At 68.1% G+C, this 20,085-nt stretch carries 18 protein-coding genes and 1 tRNA gene; 4 read left to right on the forward strand and 15 right to left on the reverse strand.

The genetic code is table 11. The features are described from left to right. Positions 1 to 115: 115 nt before the first annotated feature. The 7 genes from GGR24_RS06140 to GGR24_RS06170 all read right to left on the reverse strand — a co-directional run bounded on the left by GGR24_RS06140 (position 116) and on the right by GGR24_RS06170 (position 7,645). Positions 116 to 979: a metallophosphoesterase family protein gene (locus GGR24_RS06140; RefSeq protein ID WP_183394363.1), complete on the reverse strand. Its 864-nt coding sequence runs from the start codon at positions 977 to 979 to the stop codon at positions 116 to 118. Continuing rightward, positions 976 to 1,899 carry a diacylglycerol/lipid kinase family protein gene (locus tag GGR24_RS06145; RefSeq protein WP_183394364.1) on the reverse strand — a complete coding sequence of 308 codons (924 nt, stop codon included), beginning with the start codon at positions 1,897 to 1,899 and terminating at the stop codon, positions 976 to 978. Before GGR24_RS06145 ends, GGR24_RS06140 begins: the two co-directional genes overlap by 4 nt. Positions 1,900 to 1,906: 7 nt before the next feature. Continuing rightward, a complete protein-coding gene (locus GGR24_RS06150; RefSeq protein WP_246397945.1) occupies positions 1,907 to 3,310 on the reverse strand; it encodes an APC family permease in 1,404 nt (467 codons plus the stop codon). Between the two features lie 128 nt (positions 3,311 to 3,438). Beyond that, the gene (locus tag GGR24_RS17475; protein WP_246397946.1) at positions 3,439 to 5,325 is read right to left on the reverse strand and encodes an OmpA family protein; all 1,887 of its coding nucleotides are present in this window, start codon (positions 5,323 to 5,325) and stop codon (positions 3,439 to 3,441) included. Positions 5,326 to 5,578: 253 nt separating this feature from the next. Continuing rightward, positions 5,579 to 6,364: a 2-keto-4-pentenoate hydratase gene (locus GGR24_RS06160; protein WP_183394365.1), complete on the reverse strand. Its 786-nt coding sequence runs from the start codon at positions 6,362 to 6,364 to the stop codon at positions 5,579 to 5,581. 1 nt (position 6,365) lies between these two features. Beyond that, positions 6,366 to 6,788 (reverse strand): TIGR02588 family protein, encoded by a 423-nt coding sequence (locus GGR24_RS06165; protein ID WP_183394366.1) that lies wholly within the window; start codon positions 6,786 to 6,788, stop codon positions 6,366 to 6,368. Continuing rightward, a complete protein-coding gene (locus GGR24_RS06170) occupies positions 6,788 to 7,645 on the reverse strand; it encodes a TIGR02587 family membrane protein (RefSeq protein WP_183394367.1) in 858 nt (285 codons plus the stop codon). Before GGR24_RS06170 ends, GGR24_RS06165 begins: the two co-directional genes overlap by 1 nt. A 123-nt stretch (positions 7,646 to 7,768) precedes the next feature. Here GGR24_RS06170 and GGR24_RS06175 point away from each other — a divergent pair. Further along, positions 7,769 to 7,844 (forward strand) — tRNA-Ile (locus tag GGR24_RS06175). 43 nt (positions 7,845 to 7,887) lie between these two features. Here the strand turns inward: GGR24_RS06175 and GGR24_RS06180 are convergent. The 6 genes from GGR24_RS06180 to GGR24_RS06205 form a co-directional block, all read right to left on the reverse strand. Next, positions 7,888 to 8,742 (reverse strand): hypothetical protein, encoded by an 855-nt coding sequence (locus GGR24_RS06180; RefSeq protein ID WP_183394368.1) that lies wholly within the window; start codon positions 8,740 to 8,742, stop codon positions 7,888 to 7,890. An 8-nt stretch (positions 8,743 to 8,750) separates the two neighbouring features. After that, on the reverse strand, positions 8,751 to 9,788 hold the full coding sequence (locus GGR24_RS06185; RefSeq protein ID WP_183394369.1) for a GSCFA domain-containing protein: 1,038 nt from the start codon (positions 9,786 to 9,788) through the stop codon (positions 8,751 to 8,753). A gap of 627 nt (positions 9,789 to 10,415) precedes the next feature. Beyond that, positions 10,416 to 11,465 carry a DUF2776 family protein gene (locus tag GGR24_RS06190; protein ID WP_183394370.1) on the reverse strand — a complete coding sequence of 350 codons (1,050 nt, stop codon included), beginning with the start codon at positions 11,463 to 11,465 and terminating at the stop codon, positions 10,416 to 10,418. A gap of 288 nt (positions 11,466 to 11,753) precedes the next feature. Next, a complete protein-coding gene (locus GGR24_RS06195; RefSeq protein ID WP_183394371.1) occupies positions 11,754 to 12,536 on the reverse strand; it encodes an SDR family oxidoreductase in 783 nt (260 codons plus the stop codon). 129 nt (positions 12,537 to 12,665) lie between these two features. After that, a complete protein-coding gene (locus tag GGR24_RS06200; RefSeq protein WP_183394372.1) occupies positions 12,666 to 14,285 on the reverse strand; it encodes a GMC family oxidoreductase in 1,620 nt (539 codons plus the stop codon). A 116-nt stretch (positions 14,286 to 14,401) separates the two neighbouring features. Further along, positions 14,402 to 15,142, reverse strand: a complete 741-nt coding sequence (locus GGR24_RS06205) for an alpha/beta fold hydrolase (protein ID WP_246398117.1) — start codon at positions 15,140 to 15,142, stop codon at positions 14,402 to 14,404. Between the two features lie 190 nt (positions 15,143 to 15,332). On the opposite strand from GGR24_RS06205, the gene GGR24_RS06210 reads away from it, so the two are divergent. After that, the gene (locus GGR24_RS06210) at positions 15,333 to 15,809 is read left to right on the forward strand and encodes an Lrp/AsnC family transcriptional regulator (protein WP_183394374.1); all 477 of its coding nucleotides are present in this window, start codon (positions 15,333 to 15,335) and stop codon (positions 15,807 to 15,809) included. Positions 15,810 to 16,049: 240 nt separating this feature from the next. Beyond that, positions 16,050 to 16,193, forward strand: a complete 144-nt coding sequence (locus GGR24_RS17905) for a ribosome modulation factor (RefSeq protein WP_428978214.1) — start codon at positions 16,050 to 16,052, stop codon at positions 16,191 to 16,193. Positions 16,194 to 16,349: 156 nt separating this feature from the next. On the opposite strand, the gene GGR24_RS06215 is transcribed toward GGR24_RS17905, so the two are convergent. Then, positions 16,350 to 18,128 carry a cation:proton antiporter domain-containing protein gene (locus tag GGR24_RS06215; RefSeq protein WP_183394375.1) on the reverse strand — a complete coding sequence of 593 codons (1,779 nt, stop codon included), beginning with the start codon at positions 18,126 to 18,128 and terminating at the stop codon, positions 16,350 to 16,352. A 169-nt stretch (positions 18,129 to 18,297) separates the two neighbouring features. Between GGR24_RS06215 and GGR24_RS06220 the strand changes: the two genes are divergently transcribed. After that, positions 18,298 to 19,140 (forward strand): hypothetical protein, encoded by an 843-nt coding sequence (locus GGR24_RS06220; protein WP_183394376.1) that lies wholly within the window; start codon positions 18,298 to 18,300, stop codon positions 19,138 to 19,140. Here the strand turns inward: GGR24_RS06220 and GGR24_RS06225 are convergent. Beyond that, on the reverse strand, positions 19,137 to 20,078 hold the full coding sequence (locus GGR24_RS06225) for a polysaccharide pyruvyl transferase family protein (protein ID WP_183394377.1): 942 nt from the start codon (positions 20,076 to 20,078) through the stop codon (positions 19,137 to 19,139). The genes GGR24_RS06220 and GGR24_RS06225 overlap by 4 nt on opposite strands. Positions 20,079 to 20,085 lie beyond the last annotated feature (7 nt).

Raw genomic sequence — 20,085 nt, forward strand, 5'->3', positions numbered from 1 at the left:
CCTTCGGCGGAGACCGCATGGCCAGCCTTCGCCCGTTCCTGCGCCGTTGGAGAGGAATGCCCTTCAAATGGCGGATCACGACGCCTAACGCAATGCGCGCGGCCTCTGGCCCCGCCTACGCTTCGGCGCCGGTGGACGCCGGCGCCCTGCTCTCGGCGGCGGCCGGCTCGGCGGAGGGCCGCGTGAGCCGGGCCCCCTGCTCCCGCGCGCGCGCCGTGCGCCAGCGCTCCCCGTCCCAGGCGCGGACCTCGATGAGCACCTGCCCGGACGGCTCGACCGTCAGCCGGTGATAGGCGTTGGGTTCGCCCCTGAGGCGCGTCGACGTCGCCGTCGAGGCCTGCACGATCAGCATGCGCGTGTCGTCCTCAGCCTCGACCGCATGGGTGTGGACGTAATCGCGATGCAGATGGCCCGAAAGGACGAGCCCGATCCGCAGCTTCTGAAAGCACGCCAGGGCCCTTTCGGCCCGGCCTACGATGGCGAGCTCGGGCTCGGTCTCCGGCGGATGAAGCGGATGGTGAGCGACGACGATGCGGAACAGATTCGGCGGCAGCTCCTGGACGCGCCTCCTGAACTTCCTGAGTTGTCCGACGCCGTAGCGGCCTTTCGACCAGTCGAGCCCGAAGGTGAACCGGCGGGCGGTGTTGAGCCCGACGACCGCGACCGTATCGTCGCGCCAGATCGGCTCGACGTCGCGCGAAACGAAGCGCCTCCACCGCCGGTAGGGGTCCAGGAAGCGCTCGAGCATGTTCAGGTAGGTGATGTCATGGTTCCCCGGCACCGCCAGAACGGGAGCGTTCAGGCTGCGGAGGAAGGCGCCGGACGAGCGGTACTCATGCCGGTGAGCGCGCTGCGTCAGGTCCCCCGACACCGCGATCAGGTCAGGCGGATCGGCGTTGATCTCGTCCCGGAGCGCCTGGACGACGCGTTGGTCCACCCGGTCGAAATGCAGGTCGGAGAGATGCACGATCCGGGTCATGCGGCCGCCTCCGGCGCCGCCGATTCCTCGCCGTGCGGGCGGAGCGCCAGCAGCGCCTTCGGGCGGATCCGATAGAGAAGCGGAGGCTTCAGCAGCATCGTCTCTCCGTCGTTCATCACCCGCAGGAGCTTGCGCCGGCTCGTCACGGTGAGCTCTCGCACCGCGAAGGTCTCGATGTCGGGGTCCTGCCTCCAGTTTCCGATGGCGACCCGCGCCGAAATGCGGATGAGCGGCCAGGCGCTGAGATGCCGCGTCACGTAGAGCGCGAGTTCGCCCCGGTCGAGGCGCGAGCGGCTGAGAAAATGCCCGAAGCCCTCGTCATAGGCGTTGTTCGCGACCACGATCGCCTTGGAGCGAAAGGTGACGGGCCCCTGCCCCAGGTCCAGCCCAACGCGCAGCGGCGGGTAGCGGTAGAGGCCTTTCAGCCCCGCCACCACCAGCCGCCACCAGCCCGTCACGCCCATGTTCTGCCGCCCGCGCTCGCGCCGCTCGGCCAGGCGCGCGGGCACGCCGAGCATGGAGTTGCAGAGGAAAACGTGTCCGTTCACCTCCCCGAGGTCGATCGGGATGCGCTCGGCGGAGGCCAGCGCCACGATCGCCTCATCGAGGTCGAGCGGAATGCCGAGGTCCCGGGCGAGCAGGTTCATCGTGCCGAGCGGCAGCGGCCCCAAAGCCTTGCCGGCGCCAGCGAGCGCCTGGGCGGCGGTCATGATGGTGCCGTCCCCGCCCGCCGTGATCACCGCCTCTACCGGCAGACTGGCGGCATGCTCTGCCCGCGCGACGAGGTCGCTGGCGTCCCCGTCGAGAACGGCTCCGACGTCGAAGCCGGCGTCCGCGAGCTTCCGCTCCAGGTCGCGTGGCGCATCCGTCAGCCCGAGAAGTGCGCCCGACGACCTGTTGATGACGAGCGCGATCTTCATGATCGCGTCACGACCCCGACATGGCCTCGTCCTGCTCGATGAAGCGACGAAGCCGGGCCTGGTCCCGTCCCGCTCCGGTGATGAAGTAGAGAGCCGCGATCGCGAGCAGGAGGCCGATCGCGATCACGGGCGCGGTCCAGCTGCCCTGACCGAGCCGCACCAGGATCAGCGCGGCGCAGACGGCCGCTCCCAGCATCGGCACGAAGACCGGGACCTCGAACTCTCCCGTTCTTTCCGAGGGGCGGCGCTTTAGCACCACGAGCGCCACGTTCACGACGGTGAACACGCTGAGCAGAAGCAGCACCGTGGCCGAGGCGAGCTCCTTGATGTCGCCGACCATCGCGAGAGCCGCCACCACCACGAGCAGCGCCAGGATGGCGACATGCGGCGTCCGGCGGGTCGGATGCACGCGGCCGAGCGCCGCCGGCATCAGGCCCTGCTTGGACATGCCGTAGAGCAGGCGCGAGCCCATGATCCAGTTGACGAGGGCGGTGTTGGACACGGCGAAGATGCTGATCGCGGTGAACAGCGCCGGGGGGAGCCAGGGCGCGGCCTTCTCGACGACCGCGACCAGCGCCAGACCCTCGGATCCAGCGAGTTCGCTCCAGTGCATCACCGAGACGGCGGTGATCGCGATCGCCATGTAGATGATGGTCGCGGCCAGCATCGCGAACACGATGGCGAGCGGCATGTTCCGGCTCGGGTTCTTCACCTCCTCGGAGACGTTCAGCATGTCCTCGAAGCCGATGAAGGAGAAGAAGGTCAGCACCGCGCCCTGCATCACGAGCAGCGCCAGGCCGGCGGCGCCGCTGTCCCCACCCTCCTGCGGCGGGAACTCCAGCAGGCTGTTCGTGCCCCAGTAGCTGAAGCCGACCAGCACCACGAGGATCAGTCCGCCGGCCTCCACGATGGTGCAGACGACATTGGCCCACATCGACTCCTTGATCCCGCGGAGCAGGACGGCCGCCACCAGCAGCAGGAAGCCGAGCGCCAGCACCCAGGTCGGCAGGAACGAGCCGCCGAACAACTGCTGCAGGCCCTGAGCCACCACGTTCGACTGGGTGGCGATCGATGTCAGGCCGGAGCAAACGACCGTCAGGCCGACGACGTAGCTGAGCAGCGGCGCTCCATAGGCGCGCTGGGTGACGTAGGCGGCCCCGCCCGCCTTGGGATATCGCGACACGATGTTGGCGTAGGACAGGCCGGTCAGCATCGCCGCGACCATGCTGACCAGAAAGCCGATCCAGATCGCGCTGCCGAGATCCTTCGCGGCCTGACCGACCAGGCCATAGATGCCGGCGCCCAGCATGCTGCCGAGGCCGTAAAGCGTCACCTGCCAAAGGGTGACCGAGCGGTCGAGGGTCGGCTCTCGCGTAGCGGCAGGCGCAGATCCCATGTCAATCGCAGCCATCCCGAACTCCCTCGCCCGCACTTGAGGTTGAGCTAGCGCGACAGGGAGCGCCGCCAACGGCGCTGCGAAAAGAAGAAGGGCGCGGGAGCCGAAGCGTCCCGCGCCCTTCAGACGTCCGAGCGTTTGGCTCAGTTGGCGCTGCTGCTCAGCAGAGGCGTGATGTTGCGGACGGTGACGCGGCGATTGCGCTCCTCCGCCGCCTCGGTCTTCACCTTCAGGTACTGCTCGCCATAGCCCTGCGTGGTGAGATTCTCCGCCGGGATGTCGAAGTACTTGGTGAGGATCTCGGCCACCGACTCCGCTCGCCGGTCGGAGAGCGACAGGTTGTCGTCGTCGCTGCCCACCGCGTCGGTGTGGCCCTCGATCATGAACACCGTCCTGGGGTTCTTCTTCACGGCCTCCTCCATCGCGAGGCCGACATTCTCGAGCTTCTTGATCTGATCGTCGCGGACCTCCCAGGAGCCCGTGTCGAAGGTGATCGTGTCGAGATCCACGCTGCGGACGCGTTCGCGCAGCGGGGCGTTCTGCCGAATCTCGTCCAGCGAATAGCTGCGCTCGAGCCGTTCGACCGGCGGCGCCATGAAGGTCCGTTCGATCACCTCGTAAGACGCGTCGTCGGCGTCGACCACGTACTCCTCGCGCGGGATCGTGATGCGCGGCGGGGCGAGGTCGAGGTTCACGAACACGCCGGTGCGCGCGCCGCGCGGCCGGTTGTCGATCAGCACGTATTCCTCGCCTCGATAGCGACGGACGCGCCGGATGAGACGCCCGTCCTCGTCGGTGATGGTGATCACCTGCGAGCCGTCGGGCCGTTCCGCGATGCGGCGGATTTCCCCGCCCCTGCGCTCCTCACGGAAATCGCGCGCGCCGTAGCGGAAGCGTTCGCTCTCGTCGCGCCGGATCACGGTGCGGTCGCCCTCACGGATGATCGTCCGGCCGCCGGGCTCGGTGATGATCAACCGGTCGCCCTCGCGCCGCTCGCGACGCTCGGAGCGCAGGTCGTCGATGCGGCGCTCGCGGCGGTCCCGCGCACGATCGTCACGATCGTCCCGGCGCTCGCGCAGCCGCTCCTCGAAGCGCTCGCGCCGCCGATCGGGGCTGGCGTCGCGGTCGTCGCGCCGATCGCGCGCGTCGCGGTCGCCTGGCCGATCACGGTTGTCGCGCGCGTCAGGACGGTCTCCGCGGTTGCGGTCGCGATCGTCCCGAAGCTCCTGCAGGCGGTCCCGGCGGTCGCCCTGCTGGTCGCGATCCCTCTCCTTGTCCCGCGCGTCGGAGCGGTCCCGCTCCTTGTCGGCGCCGCGATCGTCACGCTTGTCGCGCAGTTCCTGCAGACGGTCCTTACGGTCGCCTGCGTCCCGGCCTTTTTCGGATTCCGCCTTGTCCTTGGAGTCGCCTCGGAGCTCCTCAGGCCTGTCCTTCCGACCCTTGGAGTCACGGTCCGAGCTTTCAGCGTCCTTCTTGTCCTTGGACTTGTCGCGCGGCTCCGCAGACCGATCCTTGCGGTCGAAGATGTTCTGGCTCTTGGAGTCGCCGGCCGTATTGGCGTCGCCGCTCTCCTTGGCGCGCTGCTTCTTCTCGCGCGCGTCGGACTTGTCGCCGGCGTCGCCCGCGGCCCGGTCGGGGCCCAACAGATCCCGCTTCTCACGGCTCGGCTTGTCGGTCTGGCGCTGCTCCGGATCGCTCTTCTTGCGCTCGCTGCGGGAGTCCGTCGAATCCGCCTTCGGCTGGCGCATCTCGCGCATCGAATCGTCCTGCGACTCCTTCCGCTTGGACGGGCGTTCGCCGCTGTCCCCGCTGTCGCCGCGATCCGGCTTCGACCTGTGGCCGCGCTCGGACCCACCCTCTTCTGACCTGCGGCTCTTGCGATCGCTGTCGCCGCCGCCCGCTTCCGGATTCAGTCCCTGCGCGAGGACGATGGGCGCGCCCGAGGTCGCGGTCTGCGCAAAACTGGGAGCGGCGAGAGCGACGGCCGGCAGAACCGTGCCGGCGAGCAGAAGAATCCTCGTCGTCTTCATGATCATCCTTGCTTCGTCTAGATCGCGCGCCCGTCCGGGACCGGCGCGCCGCCTCACCCCAAGGGAGGCCAAATAACGGGGGAAGATGGCGGGTCAATGACCTGTGGTCTCAAAGGCCATCAACGGACACGCTATTTGAAGGACAACCAGCGCGCTCCGCCGCCCGCAGGTATTGCGGCGCAACTAAACGTTCATGCGCCGCAGCAGTTCCATGAATATTCATTCAGAACGGTAACATAGTCCGCCCCGGCGCTTAAGCGGGCGAGATGGTCAGCTCGGCTTCCGGCAGACCCTCGAAGATCGCCCGCACGCGCTGGCCCGGCGCCGCCCGCAGAAACGGGGTCGTCGATCCGGTCGTGACCACGTCGCCCGCCATCAGGGGCCGGCCGGATCCGCGCCGGGCGTTGGCCAGATGGGTGAGCAGACGGACAGGGTCTCCCCCGGTGTTGCCGCCCTCATGGGCGAACGCGGTCTCGCCGTCGATGGTCAGGACGACCGGCAGCCGCGCGAGCGGGACGCTCGGCCGTTCGGCCGCCCCGGCGCCGAGCACCAGCAGGCCGTGGCTCTGCCGGTCGGCGATCCTCCACACCGCAGGCGTCGCCGCCCAGTCCGCGAAGGCGGTGTCGAGGACCTCGATGGCGGCGTGCCAGGTGCGGACCGCGTCCAGCACCTCCTCCGGCGAATAGGGCTCGGCGCGGGGCCCAAGGTCGCGCCCGAGCGTGACGGCGATCTCCGCCTCCACGGCGCCGAGCAGGAAGGCGTCCGCCGCGACGGCGGCCGGGCTCGGCCGCACCGTGTCGGCAGTTATCAACCCCATGCCGGGCTCGGCCTCCGGCGTCGGGGCCCCGGTCTTCCAGGCGACGACCGGCCCGAGGCTGGCCACGACAGCCTCGTGGATCGCCCAGGCTTCCGCCTCGTCCGCCGGCGCCAGCTCCGGCGGCGGCGCCTGGATCGGCTGGCGGGACGCCCGCGCCTCGATCAGCAGGCGCGCCGCCTCGGCGACCTTGGGAGCGCGGACGGAAAGCTCGGAGGACGTCATGTCACGGCTCACGGTAAGAGATGGGGGCGAGTTCCAGCGCGCCGGCGCCCGGGTCTTCCCGCAGCACGAAGCCGGCCTTGCGGCTCGAATGCCGCGGTACGTAGTCGAGCGTCGCTTCGGCCTGTTCGGCGATCTGGTCGCCCTTCCTGAGCGTGGCCCGGATCACGACCTCCGCGGCCGCCGAAGGGCCGCGGTTCTCGGTTTCGAAGATCACCACGTAGCCGCTCTCGTTCCTGTCGATCGCGGTGACGCGCGCCACGAGATCCGGAGCGGCAGGGTGGTAGCTCAGCGCCTCCCTGCCCAACAGGCCGAACACGGCGAGCGTGACCAGCGCCCCGACCGCGCCGACCGCCCATTCGAGCCGCCCGACGGCGCGCGGCGGCGCGTCGGACCGCGACTCGTCCTGCGACCGGGGCTGCGCCATCAGCTCTGCCCTCCGACGATCAGCCGCGCGAAGGCGGCGCCGATCGAGGCCGGGAAGCCGAGCACGACCACGAGGCGGAGCGCCGCTCCCGGGCCGAGCCCTTCGAGCCGGCCGAAATCCCACAGCATGGCGGCGCAGACCAGCAGCGCGACGGCGTAGCCGGCGAGCGTGTAGCAGACGAACAGGCTGAAGAAGCCGAGCCCCTCGGGGCGCAGCGCCGCCTGCCCGCGGAACTGCACCGAGTAGACGATCGCGTGCATCGAGACGATCGAAAGCGCGACCAGCGCCAGCGCGTGGAAGGGCGTCATCGAGGCGGCGATCAGGTCGACCTCCTCGGTCGGGGCGATGTTGAAGCACAGGAAGACCGCGCCGGCGGCCAGGAACAGCAGATCGCCCGCATAGCCGGCGCGACGGTTGCGGCTGCGGTCAGCCTCATCGCCCTGTCCGAGTTGCCCCTGAGCGATCACCGCCCCGAAGCTCGCTGGCACCGCCTGGATCACGATCGCCCCGAGCATCTCGTCGAGGGACTGCGACGGGCCGATCACCCCGAACAGCGTCAGCACCACCGTCGACGTCACGAATCCGACGAGCAGCGCGACCAGCGCGTCGCGCACGTCGTCGAGCCACGTCTCGGTCTCCTGGAAGCCGATGTAGTGCGACAGCCCCACCAGCAGCGGCAGCACCGCGAGCAGCAGCAGCATGAGGCGGCCCGGCTCCATGCTTCCGCCGAGCTGCCACATCTCCATCGTCATCAGGACGGGCAGGACGAACACGATCGCGCCGCCGAAAGCCCGCGCGAGAGCCACGAGAAACCCGCGTTCGATCTCGCGGCGACGTTCGGCTGACAAAGCGGGCATGCGCGTCTGGGACCACGGCAGGGAGCAGGACCATCCCGAGCGCCGCGCGCCGCGTCAAGCCGACCATCCGCGATGATCGAGCCCGATGACAAGGACCGCCCAATCAGCGTATGCGTGAGCGCGGGGCCTGTAGCTCAATGGTTAGAGCCGACCGCTCATAACGGTCTGGTTGCAGGTTCGAGTCCTGCCGGGCCCACCAACGATTCCGAGGGGGTTTCCCGCCCCTCTCACTGCAGCCGCGCTCAGCGGCCAATGAAATGGCCAACGATCGCCCGTTCGCGGAGGCGCGTCATGAGCGACGGCGCCTCCACCACCGCGGCTAAGCGAGCGAGCCCCGGCGCAGTGATCGAGAAAAGCTGTTGGACGGCGTCCCGAGCGACGAGGGCCCCGTACTTGCTGTTCATGTGCCGGTGCTCGCCATCGGAGTGAGCGGTCGCGAGGCCCTCAAGCAATTTGATGGATCCCGATCCGAACTCCGGAGCGGTGAAACACTCCTCGACGACGGTCTCGGCCGGCTGGTCGATCAACGTGAAACCCAGCTCGGAGCGCAGCGCATCCATCTCCGCCTCATAGATCGGCCGCATCCTGTCCAAAGCGGACACCGCATCCTCTCGCCAGAACTGAGATTTCGGTTTGACGGTGAGGGAGAAGAACGGCTCCACACTGAGGAGGACCGGCCTGTCGGTGACCGACCGGAGCATGCGGATGATCGATATCGCCCTCCTGCCTCGCAGGGCCCCGCGCGCGGCTTCCTGGAAGCACACCCCCGACAACAGGCTTTCGTACGTGCTGACGCCGAGCCAGTTCGCGGTCCGATGGCGCTGGTTGAACTGCAGCATCCGCAACAGCCCGGCCTGCGCCCCGACGATAACGAATGCATCGTAAGCACTGATGTCGATGCTCGACAGACCGCCGGACGTGAACTCGAGATCCCTTTTCAGCTTCTCGCCCCGTGGGACGAGCGTCGCTCCCTTCAGCTTCAGGCGGCTCAGCCCGCCCGCAGGAGACCCAAAGAACGACGGACTGACCGAGGGGAACTGCGACGCGATCACGTCCCAGCCAAGCTTGAACGACGCCAGGTGCGAATTGCCGATCACGCAGACTTTCACGACGCGAAAGCCCCCAGAAGCTCCTCTTCACATACCAGAGCGCCGGCGCGTTTGGCCTTCGTCTTCATGACCGGAACCGACGGTGGTTTGTGCTGTTCGAAGAAGGTTCGCATCGCGGTGGCGACGCCGTCCGCAGTCACCCCCCGCTTCGTTTCGTCGAAGAAGCGGCCCTCGCTCGCCGAGCTCGCGATTATCTCGTACGATGGGAAATAGTCGATGTCGGGAAACGCCTCGAACAGAGCACCCGCCACCGCCCGCAACACCGACTTCGAGTACAAGTTGGCCGTGAGGGCGTGGTTCCCTGAGACGGTGGCCTTCAGCGGGACCGGCGACACCGTCAGGATGAACCGTATATCTGGGTTCACCTCCTTGATCAGGGCTCGGAAGGCGACGAAGTCGTCGTAGATCTCATTGAAGCCGAAGTTCCGGAAGCCGACTTTGTCCGGGTCATAGGCGCCGGCGAGCACACCGGGCGCGAGCGGATAGACCGTGCCACTCGATTTATGGACCCATCCCTCGGTCAGGCCCATCGTGAAGACGAATATATCCGCAGTCTTCAGCATCTTGCGAACTCGGCTGAGATGCTCCTTCCGATGAAGCTCGACCTCCTGAACAGTGTTCAGCCCGTTCGGCTCCACCGACGGCCGCAGCGCATCGTAGAAGCGGGCGCCCTTCACCCAGACCGCGTCCTCAGGCGTGAACGAGCCGAAAGCCTCCTGTGCGAGCTGTAGCAGCTGCCGCACCAGATAGATGTTCCCGAACCTCGCGGAGTAGAGTTTGTAGCCGTAAGCCTGCGCCTGAGCCTCGGACAGACCGCGGGGCGCGGGCTCAAGATCCAGAACCGTAAAATCGTTCTGGCGAAGGTTTCGGGCTATGTGCTGAGCGAAGCAGCTCCCCGCTGTAGCGATCCTGTGCTCCGGGGCGACCTCAAACCGTTTCTGGTAGAGGTCCGGGTATATCCCAGGTGCGTCGGTCGCGATCGCCCGCTCCCAGTACGCCCGCTTCGGCAATCTGCGATAGGGTTGATCCGCCATGACTGATCAGCTCGACGCTTCGTCAGGTTATAGGGCCCTGATGCTTTTGCTGAGATCAACGCGCTGAGCAATGGCGCGGCCGGCGAGACACGGACGTCGGATCGAACGTTCTCTGCCACGGCGCGACCTCGCCTTCAGGTTGTAACCCATCGTACCTCGGAGGCGGCTAAACGCAAAAGAAAAGATCGGCCCGCGACCGGCCGAATACCGCGGGAGGCAGAATAGATCGGACCAGCAGACCTTTAGAGCGGCAACGCACGCGCCTCAGCGAAGAGGCGCCCTCCGGAGCACGCGTTCAGTCCGCCCTTTGGCCCCAGCGCGACAACGTCCCCGGCGTCCATGGCGGCTGGCGCCGGAGTTACGATCATCGAGGGCATCTTTATACTGGCGCCCCTCATTCGAAAAATAGGACGCCTCCATCAGAACATGGACACGATCCGGCTGGCGAAACTTGCCGAAGAGCACCGGTTGCGGCTCGCCAGGTATATGAGCGCGGTGTCGTTGCTCGACGCCATCGAGGCGGACTGTCGTGGAGCCCCACCGGAGCACGACGAAGACATGTCGATTGGTTCGGCGCCGAAGCAAGACCGTTGTCAGGAGCCTGCGCCCCGAGGGCGCAGACCATTTCTATCCTTTGCCAGACGTTCCGGCTTCGAGGATCGACACGATCGAGAATAGCGTGAAGCAGACAGCGCCCAATCCTACGAGAACGCGCGCCGGAATGAAGAATGAAGGATCGCTGACGGCCGCTTCCGCAAGGAACGCGGAGAAGAACAGGCAGGAGAGGCAGGTCACGATTGGTATCAGGGGAACGCGATTGGCCAGAGAGCATTCACGCCGCCAGACCAACGCCAGCAGCCACACCTTCGAGATGATGCTGTAGCAGATCATGCCGAGCCCGAGCAGAACGCAACCGGGCGCAATTCGCTCAGGTCGATCTGAACTGAACAGCACGAAGAGGCCCAAGCCGAAGGTCGCCGTCCCCATCAACAGGACCCACAGCGTCCAGACCCACCGCTCGGTTTCGCCGAACTGATTGCGGACTTGCCGCACCACTGTCGACACCAGCGCGATCAGGCTCGCGCAGATGGCCGTAAGCCCCATCAGGACATGACCGGCGATGAAATCCGGAGCCGCTGACTCGCGCGCGAGCAACGTCATCGCCCAGACAAAGGCGATCGCGGTCGCCACCAGCGGAACGCAGATCAGACCGAGGCCGGTCGCCGCGCTGTAGGCGTCCCGGGGCGGACCGTCTTCGGCACGGCCATGGGCGTTCCTGGGTATCAGCGTGAAAGCGCTCGAGGCCGTCGCGACGGTGCTGACGCAGGCGGCGATCAGCCCGACGCCGAACATCACATGGCCCGCAACGAAGCTCGGCGCGCTCCCCTGTCGCAGAACCAGAAAGCCCCAGAGCATGGTTGCGACGGCGACCGAGTAGCCAATGACCGGCAGGATGGTCATCCAGGTCCGGCTGAAGGTGTTGGTGAGCTGCCGGATGATCATGGCGGCGGTCGTGAAGAGCGCGACGCAGATAGCGGTCAGCGAGACGAGCACATGACCGGAGACGAAATAATTCGCTCCGTCGCCACCTCGCAGAATGTATGTCCCCAGACCCAGGCACACCGCGCCCATCGCGAGAGGGATCACTCTGAAGAGGATGCTGATCCAGTAGTTCACATGAGCCTCCCTGGCGCTCGGGCGAAGGCGCAGAATGTCCCTTTGCGCCGATCGTGATCCTCGCCGGCGGGAGCCTGACTTTTGGCGTGTAGCGTCCTCAGCGGAGGGTGGACGTTAGAGCGCTTCACGAGGCCTGCGATGATCCAGGTCAAGGGCCAAGGACCGGACGGGCGGGGGCCCCTGCCGCCGCCCCACGCGCCGCGTCCCGCCTGCGGAGAACGGAGAATGGCGGCTTCAGCGCCGCTGCCGAGATCAGCTCACAAGCGGCGGACATCGTTCAGGGCGCTGCTACGTGGTCGGCACGGTTCCGCCGTCGATCGTGTATTCGGCGCCCGTGATCGCTCCGGCGCGTGGCGATGCGAGGAAAGTGATCAGGTCAGCCACCTCCCGCGGCCTTGCCGGCCGCCCCAGCGGGATGCCGCCGAGCGCGTCCATGATGATCTTCTTGCCGCCCTCGTAGTCGACCCCGGCGTCCGCGGCGAGCCGCTCCGCCAGCGCGACCGCCGCTTCCGTCTCGACCCAGCCGGGCGACACCCGCACCACGCGCACGCCCTTGGGCGTGACTTCCTTGGACAGGCTCTTGCTGTAGGTCGAAAGCGCCGCCTTCGCGGCGGCGTAGGCGGTCGTGGCGTCGGGCAGCGGAAGCACGTTCTGGATGGAGGTGACGTGGATGACCACGCCTGACCCCTGCTCCAGCATCGACGGCAGCAGGGCGCGGTCCAGCCGGACGGCCGGCATGAGGTTCTGGTTGAGCTCCCTCTCCCACTCCGCGTCGGAGAGCGCCGCGAAGCCGCCGCCGGGCGCGCTTGAGCCCCCGACCACATTGACGAGAATGTCGATCCCGCCGAGGCGTGCGAGCGCCGCCGCGGCGAGATCGGCGCAGCCCTGCGCCGACGTCAGGTCGGCGGCGACATAGAAAACGCCGGCCTCGCGCTGCTCGGGCGCATTCCGCGCCGCCGCCGCCACCCGGACGCCCGCGTCCCGCAGGTTGCGGACCACCGCCGCTCCGACGCCCTTGGTGCCGCCCGTGACGAGCGCGCGCTTGCCCACCAGGCCAAGATCAAAGTTCATCGCAGTCTCCAGCTGAGAGATTGACGCAGCGCGTCCCGGCGCTGCGGCGCCGGGACGTTTGGCGACCCCTGCTCCGCCGCGCCCGCGCGGGACGAGGCCGAAGGGACCGGTGAGTTTGGCTGGCGCGGCTCAGACGCCGTGCGCTGCGCGGATCATCCGCGCCGCGCGCTCGCCGATGATCGCGCAGGGCGCCTGGGTGTTTCCGGTCGTGACGCGCGGCATGATGGAGGCGTCGGCGACGCGGAGCCCCTGGACGCCATAGACCTCGAGCGCCCCGTTCACGACGGACATGGCGTCCCGGCCCATCCTGGCGGTGCAGCTCTGGTGCCAGTAGGTCACCGCCGCCTCGCGCACGAACTGCTTCATGGCGCCGTTCGAGAGCGGGCCGGGCACAGCCTCCCGCGTGACGAAGGGCTGGAAGGCCCTGGCGGCGCCGAGCTCCCGGCAGAGTTCGACGCATCGGATCGCCGTCTCCATGTCCGCGGGATCGGACAAGGCGTTGGCGTCGATCGTGATCGGCGTCGCGGGATCCGCGCCGGTGAGGCGGACCCGGCCGGAGCTTGATGGCTGAGCGAGCCCGGCGAACATCGTCCAGCCGTGCGCAGGAGCGCCGCGCGCGGCTGTCCGGTCGCTCGGAACCGGAAACTCAACCTGGCAGAACAGCAGGTCGGGCCTCTCCATGTCGGGGCGGCTCTTCCAGTAGAGCGTCGCCTCGCTGCCGCCGTTCCGGGGAGCCAACGGCTCGCGGTACTCCCAGATGCAGCCGAACGACAGGTGGTCCTGCAGATTTTGTCCGACTCCCGGCAGGTGCTGTTTGACGGCTATGTCGAAGCGTCCGAGCTCCGCCTCGTCGCCGACGCCGGAGTGCATGAGCACCTTGGGCGTGTGCATGGCGCCAAGCGACAGGATGACCTCCAGGCGGCAATGGACAGTCGTGACCGCGCCGTCGCGCAGGATCTCGACGCCGGTGGCCCGGCCGCCTTCGATCACCACGCGGCGCACGGTGGCGTGCGTGGCGACGGTGAGGTTCGGCCGATCCAGCCAGGGATGCACATAGGCGCGGAACAGCGAGTGGCGGCGGCCCTCGCGAACCAGGACGTCCGAGATCGCCGCGCCTCCGGGCCCCTCCATCATCGCCCCGTTGGGATGATCGAAGGTCGGGACGCCGAGCTCCGCTGCCGCGTCCAGCATCGCAGTCGCGATCGGGCTCGGGTCAGGCGCGGGCTGCACCCAGACCGGGCCCGACGTTCCGCGGTAGCGCGGGTCGGGCGTTCCCCGCCAGCTCTCGATGTCGCGGTAGATGCCGAGCACGGAGTCGTAGCTCCAGCCCTCCTCCCCCGCCTCGGCCGCGAAGAAATCCCAGTCGCTGCGGTGGCCACGCGCCCAGACCATGACGTTGATGCTGGAGCCGCCGCCGAGCCCCTTTCCCATCGACATGGGAAGCGAGCGGCCGTCGAGATGCCGATTGGGCTCAGCCTGGAAGCCCCAGTCCCGTTCGCTTCCGAGATTGGCCGGCCACAGGGAGGGGTCGAGAACCGCTTCCGCCTCGTCGCCGCCGCCGGCCTCGATCAGCAGGACGCTGACGTCGGGGTTCTGCGACAGCCTGCCGGCGACCACGGAGCCGGACGAGCCCGCGCCGCAGACGATGAAGTCATAGGCCGGCTTGAGGTTCGCGGTCCGCTCCGCCTGAACCCGGGACGCGCGCCGGGCGGAGTCATCGGCCTCGTCGAGAGAGGCGTTCGTCGTCATCGTCTTGTTCCGATCTCGCAACATTGCATGGCTTCGCAGGCCCGGACCCGAAGGCCCGGGCTCGTCGTGCTCTCCAGGCGGCTGGGGTCTGCCGGTCTCCGACAGGACCGGGCCGGCTACCGCGTCTGGGCGGAGAGCCGCCGGGCGGCCTCGTCGATCACGTCGGCGACGGCCCTGGGCTGGGTCATGAAGACGGCATGGCTCGCCGCGACCTCGGTCACGGTCGCCCCGATGCGCGTGGCCATGGCCTTGAGCATCCGCTGGTCGAAGGCCTTGTCCTCGGTGGCGATCACGGCCCAGCTGGGCTTCGTCCGCCAGGCGGCGGTCTCAAGCTTCGTCGCGAATGAGGACATGTTGATCGGGACCTGGGAGTCCCGCAGGAACGCCACTTCCGCATCGCTCGCGTCATTGGCGAAACCAGCCTTGAACGCCTGCGGCTTGACGAAGCCGTAGCCGTCCGGCGTCGTCTCGATGACGAACTCGGGCGGCGTGACGTAGCCCTCATACTGCTGGGCGGTGGTCTCTCCCGCGTCGGGAGACAGGGCGGAAACATAGACTAGGCCCGCGACCTTCGGGTGCGCGCCCGCCTCGGTGATCACCGTCCCGCCCCAGGAATGTCCGACGAGAATGGCCGGGCTGTTCTGCCTACCCAGAACGCGCGTGGTCGCAGCGACGTCGTCAACCAGCGAGGTCAGCGGGTTCTGGACGATCGACACGCGATAGCCGCGTGCGGTCAGCTCGTCGTAAACGCCGCGCCAGCCCGAGCCATCGGCGAACGCGCCGTGCACGAGCACGACGCTCCGGACCGCCTGCGTGTCTGGAATGGGCTGCAAGGGACCCGCATGGGCATAGCTCATGAGACCGCTGGCGGTGGCCGCGGCGGCGATGGTGCGAATGGTGTTGATCACGGCGCTCATCCTATGGGTCGGAGCGCGGATACTAGAAAAACCTCGGTGGAATGTGCTTTCTAAGTTTGCCTGCAAATTTTCGACGTGGCTCAATTTGAGGAACGGATGTTGAAATGATCTCCCCGAAAAGACGCCTTCGATGAGAGATTCTTCCGCCGAGGATCTCGACCGGACGGACGTGAAGATCTTGCGGGCCCTCCACGCGGACGGTCGGCTGACCAACGCCGAACTGGCGGCGCGCGTGGGCGTCAGCCCCGCCACCTGTCACCGCCGCACGCAGCGCCTGTTCGAGAAGGGCCACATCACCGGGGTTCGCGCGGAGGTCGCTCCCGCTTCGGTCGGGCTGGGCGCCCTCGTGATGATCGGCGTCGTGCTCGACCGCTCCTCGCCCGACAGCCGCTACGCCTTCGAGGAGGCGGTGCTGAAGGTGAAGGAGATCCTCGACTGCATTCTGGTGGCGGGCGAGTTCGACTACTTCCTCAAGATCAGGGCCCGCGACATCGCCGACTTCAACAAGCTGCAGAGCCAGACCCTGATCGCCCTCCCTGGCGTGCAGAACACCCGAACCTTCTTCGTCATGAGGGAGGTCAAGGAGAACGGGCGGCTGCCGTTCTGAGGAGCCCAGCCGGGCCGCCGTCTTCGACGAGCGCCCGAGGCCAACAATGGCGACCACAAGCTTCGCCTGCGTCCCCGCGCCGCCGCGGAGACGCTGACCGAAACGAATGCGGCGCACTGTCCGATTACGCTGGCACAGAGGCCTGAGCTGAAAGATCGCCGCCCTTGAAAAAGCGCGCTCAGGTGGACAATCGCCGTCCCAAGCCCCATTTACATAAATCTTGAGCAGAAAGGGTTGCGTATGCAGGCGATCGAACAGGAAGGCCGCGAGGCTTTCGCCACCGGCGTCGACCTCCGGCGCTGTCCGTACAAGGACGTCGCTCGACGCGATGCGTGGTTGAAGGGCTGGGTAGACGCCCGGCGGGTGTCGAGGATGCCCGGCTGAGCCAGGCTCCAGAATGATGCGCTAAGGCCCGCTCATCGCGGGCTTTTTCGTGTCTGGGCCTGACCACCGAAGCGCGACCCGCCTTGCGCTTGGCGCGGGGTCGGCGTCAGGCATGAAGCCTCATTGGGCCTCCCGTTGCCGCCGCCGCTCCTCCCGCTACGGCGGTCCGGCCTGCTGGGCCCGGATCGCGTTGCGATGTCTGGCCCGCTTCCCTTTCGGCCTGATCTCGTCGCGAAATTCGTCCCGCTGCTCATGAACCGAGGCGATGACGGCGCCCGTCGGAAGCCCCAGCTCCAGCAGGACCAGTTCGGAGAGGTGCAGGCTCGGCTCCACGTCCAACGGAACGGCGTCCGTCACACCGAGCCGATAGAGCCGCCTTGCGTCCGCCAGATCTCCTGCGAACGCGACGACGGGAAGCGTCTCGCTCTCCGCCCTGGCGCTCGCCACGATCGCTCTCGTGATCTCGCCCGACGCCGGCGTGACCACCAGCGCCAAGGCTGAGGCGACGTCGCATCGCCGGAGCATTTCGGCGTTCTTCGCGTCGCCGTAGAACACGCGGCTCTCCCCCTGTCGTCTTGCGCGTCTCACCACCCGGATGTCGTCGTCGATCGCGATGAAGGGCACGTCGTGCCGCGCGAGCATCCTGGCCACGACGGCGCCCTTCCGGCCATAGCCGGCGATCACCACGACCGGCTCCGCCACGTCCTCCGGCGGCCCGACTTCGACCTCCTTCCCGCCCTCGGTTCGGGCGGCGAAGCGCCCCCCGGCGGCGATCAGGAAGGGTATCGTCAGCATCGAGATGGTCACGGCCGCCGTCGCGGTCGCGGCGATATCGGGCAAAAGGATCTGTCCTGAGATCGCCGGGCTGAGCAGAACGAAGGCGAACTCGCCGCCGCCCGCCATGATCAGGGCGGTTTCGGCCGATGCGGCGCGCGACAGGCCGAAGGCTCGCCCGCCGAGGAACACGATCACCACCTTGGCGGCGATCAGCGTCGCCGCGATCAGCAGCGTTTCGCCCAGCGCAGCGAAAACCCGTCCGAGGTCCAGTGTGGCCCCGACGGAGAGGAAGAACAGCCCGAGCAGCAGGCCCTTGAAGGGATCGACCAGAGCTTCGATCTGGCGCCGGAACTCGGTCTCCGCGAGCAGCAGGCCCGCCACGAAGGCGCCCAGCGCCATCGACTGGCCGGCGGCGGCGGTGATGAAAGCGGTGCCCAGGATCACCAGCAGACAGGCCGCCATGAACAGTTCCGCGCTGCGGGCCGCGGCCACCCAGCCGAAGATCGGACGCAGCGCCAACCGACCGAACAGGACGAGCGCGCCGACGGCGAGCACTCCGGGACCCAGCGTCTCGACCAGTCGCGGCCCGATCGGTCCTCCGGAGCTCAGCACCGAGACCATCAGCAGCAGCGGCGCGACCGAGAGGTCCTGGAACAGCAGGATGGAGAAGCTGTTGCGGCCCGCGACGCTCTGGAGCCGTCCCCTATCGGCGAGCGTCGGCAGGGCGATCGCGGTGGAGGACAGCGACCCGGCGGCGCCGAGCACCACCGCGGACGCCGGCGGTTGGCCCAGAAGATAGGCGAGCAGCCCCAGGGCGACCGAGCAGGAGACCACCTGAAGAGCGCCGAAGCCGAACACCATCCGGCGCGCGAGCCAGAGGCGCTGCGCCGAGAGCTCGAGCCCCACCATAAACATCAGGAAGACGACGCCGAGCTCCGCGAGAGCGCTGATGTCCTCCCCGTTGTTGATCGTGAGCGGACCGATCCACGGCGCCGCCTGCTCCAGGCTGCCGAGACCGAACGGGCCGAGCGCCAGACCGGCCAGCAGGAACCCGTGTACGGGGCTCAGCTCCAGTCGCTTGAACAGCGGCACCACGAGCCCGGCCACCGCGAGGAACACCAGGGTCTCGGAGTAGTAATGGCTGAAGTAGATCTCCACGGCTCTCCCCGCCCCTCACCCACGCGCGTTATAGCGGGCGCGCGCGGCGGCCGCGATCAGGACACGTCCTGCGCTCGCATGAAGATCCGAATTGCCTGATACGCTGACCTTCGAAGGTGATTCACGGCGGTGGGGCGGGGGCTCATGTTCGATCGAGGCGACGCCCAAGATGGCTGAACCGGAACTGGCGCTCGATCCGATCTTCCTGCTCGGCGCCGGGCGCTGCGGGTCCACCTTCCAGCAGGTCAGACTGTGCGAGACTGGAAACGTCTGGATCTGGGGCGAGCATAGCGGCGTCCTGGCCGGGCTGTTCCGCTGGGGTGGAGAAGCCGCGAACAACAGGCAGCTCACGAAATACGTCTATCCGCGCGAGCCGGTGAGCTCGGCCGAGGAGATCGAGACGCTCCAGCATGACGGCCGCGGCATGGCGTGGATGAACGGCTTCCGCAGGCCGGACCTGATGGCCGCGCAGCGCGCGCTGGTGCTGGAGCTGTTCGCGAAGCGCCTGCCCCCCGGCAAGACGCGCTGGGGCTTCAAGGAAATCCGCTATGGGCCGGCCGATCGCGTGCCGCTCAACCTGCTGCGGATGTTTCCCGCGGGCAGGATCGTGCACACCGTCCGGGCGCCGTTCGCGTCGATCGAGAGCGCGATCGTCGCATGGGAGCTGCCGACGGTGGTCGCGCTGGTGGAGCAGAACGACCAGGCTGCGCTGGACGCGCTCTACCTGAAGCATCTCGACCGCTGGAACGGGATCACCGGATATCTGCTCGACCTGCAGGAGCGCTGGCCGAGGAAGGTTCGCACGTCGCGCATCGAGCATTACGAGGACGAGCGCCGGGAGCTGTTCGCCTTCCTCTCGCTGGAGGCGCCGACCGGCTCCGCCGGGGCGCGCATCTTCAGCAAGGCCGACACGGCGGGCGGCTACCCGGGAATCGCGCGGGCCTTCGCGGAGCGGCGGGAGCGGTTCGAAGCGCGCGTGGCGGCGAACGCCGGCCGCGCCGGCTACGGCTAGGCGACAGGCCGAGCGGCTGCGGCGAGGTTGGGCCGGGCCGCAGGCTGGCGCGGCAAGAGCCCTGCGCCATCGAGGCCCTGCCGGACCTGCTCGACGAGCCTCGCCCGCACGGGCCCAATGTCGACCGGGCGCGGCGCCCAGTCGATCCGCGCGAAGTCCTCGGGCAGATAGACCGGCGTCAGTTCGCGCAGGAAGCTGAAGCGCGCGTCGTCGGTCGCGCGGGCGATCACCACGGGGACGCCGGAGGCGATGCACGGCGTCGCGGCGTGGTGCAGCGGCGTGATCACCAGAGAAGCGGATCTGCGATAGGTCCGCAGAAGGTGGGCGGCGTGGCGCTCGGCGTCGGCTCGCCCCGCCGCGTCAAGCGGAAACCGGTGCACGTGCTTGCGCTGGGACACGAAGTCGAGATTGGCGAACAGCTCTCGGGGCGCGTGCGGCAGCACCTCCGACGGCAGCCGACCCGCCTTGGCGCCGTAGACCACGAAGGTCTTGCCGGCCTCCGGCTCAGCCTCTCGCGGCGGCAGCGCCAGCGTGAGGCAGCCGGTCACGAAGGCGTCGACGCCATGCGCGCGCAGCGTCTCAGCGGTGGCGCTGTCCCGGCAGCCGATCGGCTGGAAGCGGGCGAGATGGTCGCGGAAACGCTCGATGACGGATGCGCGCGCCTGGAACCCGACAAACAGCGGCGTGATCGCCTCCGGCAGCGGAAAGCACCAGTCGTAGAAGCAGCCGTTCATCGGCAGCAGGACGGGCGGCCCCGCATAGGCGGCGATGGTGTCGCGATCGATCGCGACGATCTCCGCCTCCGGCGCCCCGAGCTGCTTGTAGACGCTGCGGATCGCGAGCGTCTGCATGAAGTCGCCGAGGTTCACGGAATAGACGCCGCGACGCTTCATCGCCCGCGCGAACCCGGCGAAGTTCGCATAGCTGAAGGTCAGCACGCCGCAT

Source organism: Hansschlegelia beijingensis, from assembly GCF_014196425.1.
GTDB lineage: Bacteria > Pseudomonadota > Alphaproteobacteria > Rhizobiales > Methylopilaceae > Methylopila > Methylopila beijingensis.

What these genes read in the sequence shown, in the direction of transcription:
- GGR24_RS06140 (WP_183394363.1), bottom strand. Translation starts at nt 979, where the DNA reads ATGACCCGGATCGTGCATCTCTCCGACCTGCATTTCGACCGGGTGGAC.
- GGR24_RS06145 (WP_183394364.1), bottom strand. Translation starts at nt 1,899, where the DNA reads ATGAAGATCGCGCTCGTCATCAACAGGTCGTCGGGCGCACTTCTCGGG.
- GGR24_RS06150 (WP_246397945.1), bottom strand. Translation starts at nt 3,310, where the DNA reads ATGGCTGCGATTGACATGGGATCTGCGCCTGCCGCTACGCGAGAGCCG.
- GGR24_RS17475 (WP_246397946.1), bottom strand. Translation starts at nt 5,325, where the DNA reads ATGAAGACGACGAGGATTCTTCTGCTCGCCGGCACGGTTCTGCCGGCC.
- GGR24_RS06160 (WP_183394365.1), bottom strand. Translation starts at nt 6,364, where the DNA reads ATGACGTCCTCCGAGCTTTCCGTCCGCGCTCCCAAGGTCGCCGAGGCG.
- GGR24_RS06165 (WP_183394366.1), bottom strand. Translation starts at nt 6,788, where the DNA reads ATGGCGCAGCCCCGGTCGCAGGACGAGTCGCGGTCCGACGCGCCGCCG.
- GGR24_RS06170 (WP_183394367.1), bottom strand. Translation starts at nt 7,645, where the DNA reads ATGCCCGCTTTGTCAGCCGAACGTCGCCGCGAGATCGAACGCGGGTTT.
- GGR24_RS06185 (WP_183394369.1), bottom strand. Translation starts at nt 9,788, where the DNA reads ATGGCGGATCAACCCTATCGCAGATTGCCGAAGCGGGCGTACTGGGAG.
- GGR24_RS06195 (WP_183394371.1), bottom strand. Translation starts at nt 12,536, where the DNA reads ATGAACTTTGATCTTGGCCTGGTGGGCAAGCGCGCGCTCGTCACGGGC.
- GGR24_RS06200 (WP_183394372.1), bottom strand. Translation starts at nt 14,285, where the DNA reads ATGACGACGAACGCCTCTCTCGACGAGGCCGATGACTCCGCCCGGCGC.
- GGR24_RS06205 (WP_246398117.1), bottom strand. Translation starts at nt 15,142, where the DNA reads ATGAGCTATGCCCATGCGGGTCCCTTGCAGCCCATTCCAGACACGCAG.
- GGR24_RS06210 (WP_183394374.1), top strand. Translation starts at nt 15,333, where the DNA reads ATGAGAGATTCTTCCGCCGAGGATCTCGACCGGACGGACGTGAAGATC.
- GGR24_RS17905 (WP_428978214.1), top strand. Translation starts at nt 16,050, where the DNA reads ATGCAGGCGATCGAACAGGAAGGCCGCGAGGCTTTCGCCACCGGCGTC.
- GGR24_RS06220 (WP_183394376.1), top strand. Translation starts at nt 18,298, where the DNA reads ATGGCTGAACCGGAACTGGCGCTCGATCCGATCTTCCTGCTCGGCGCC.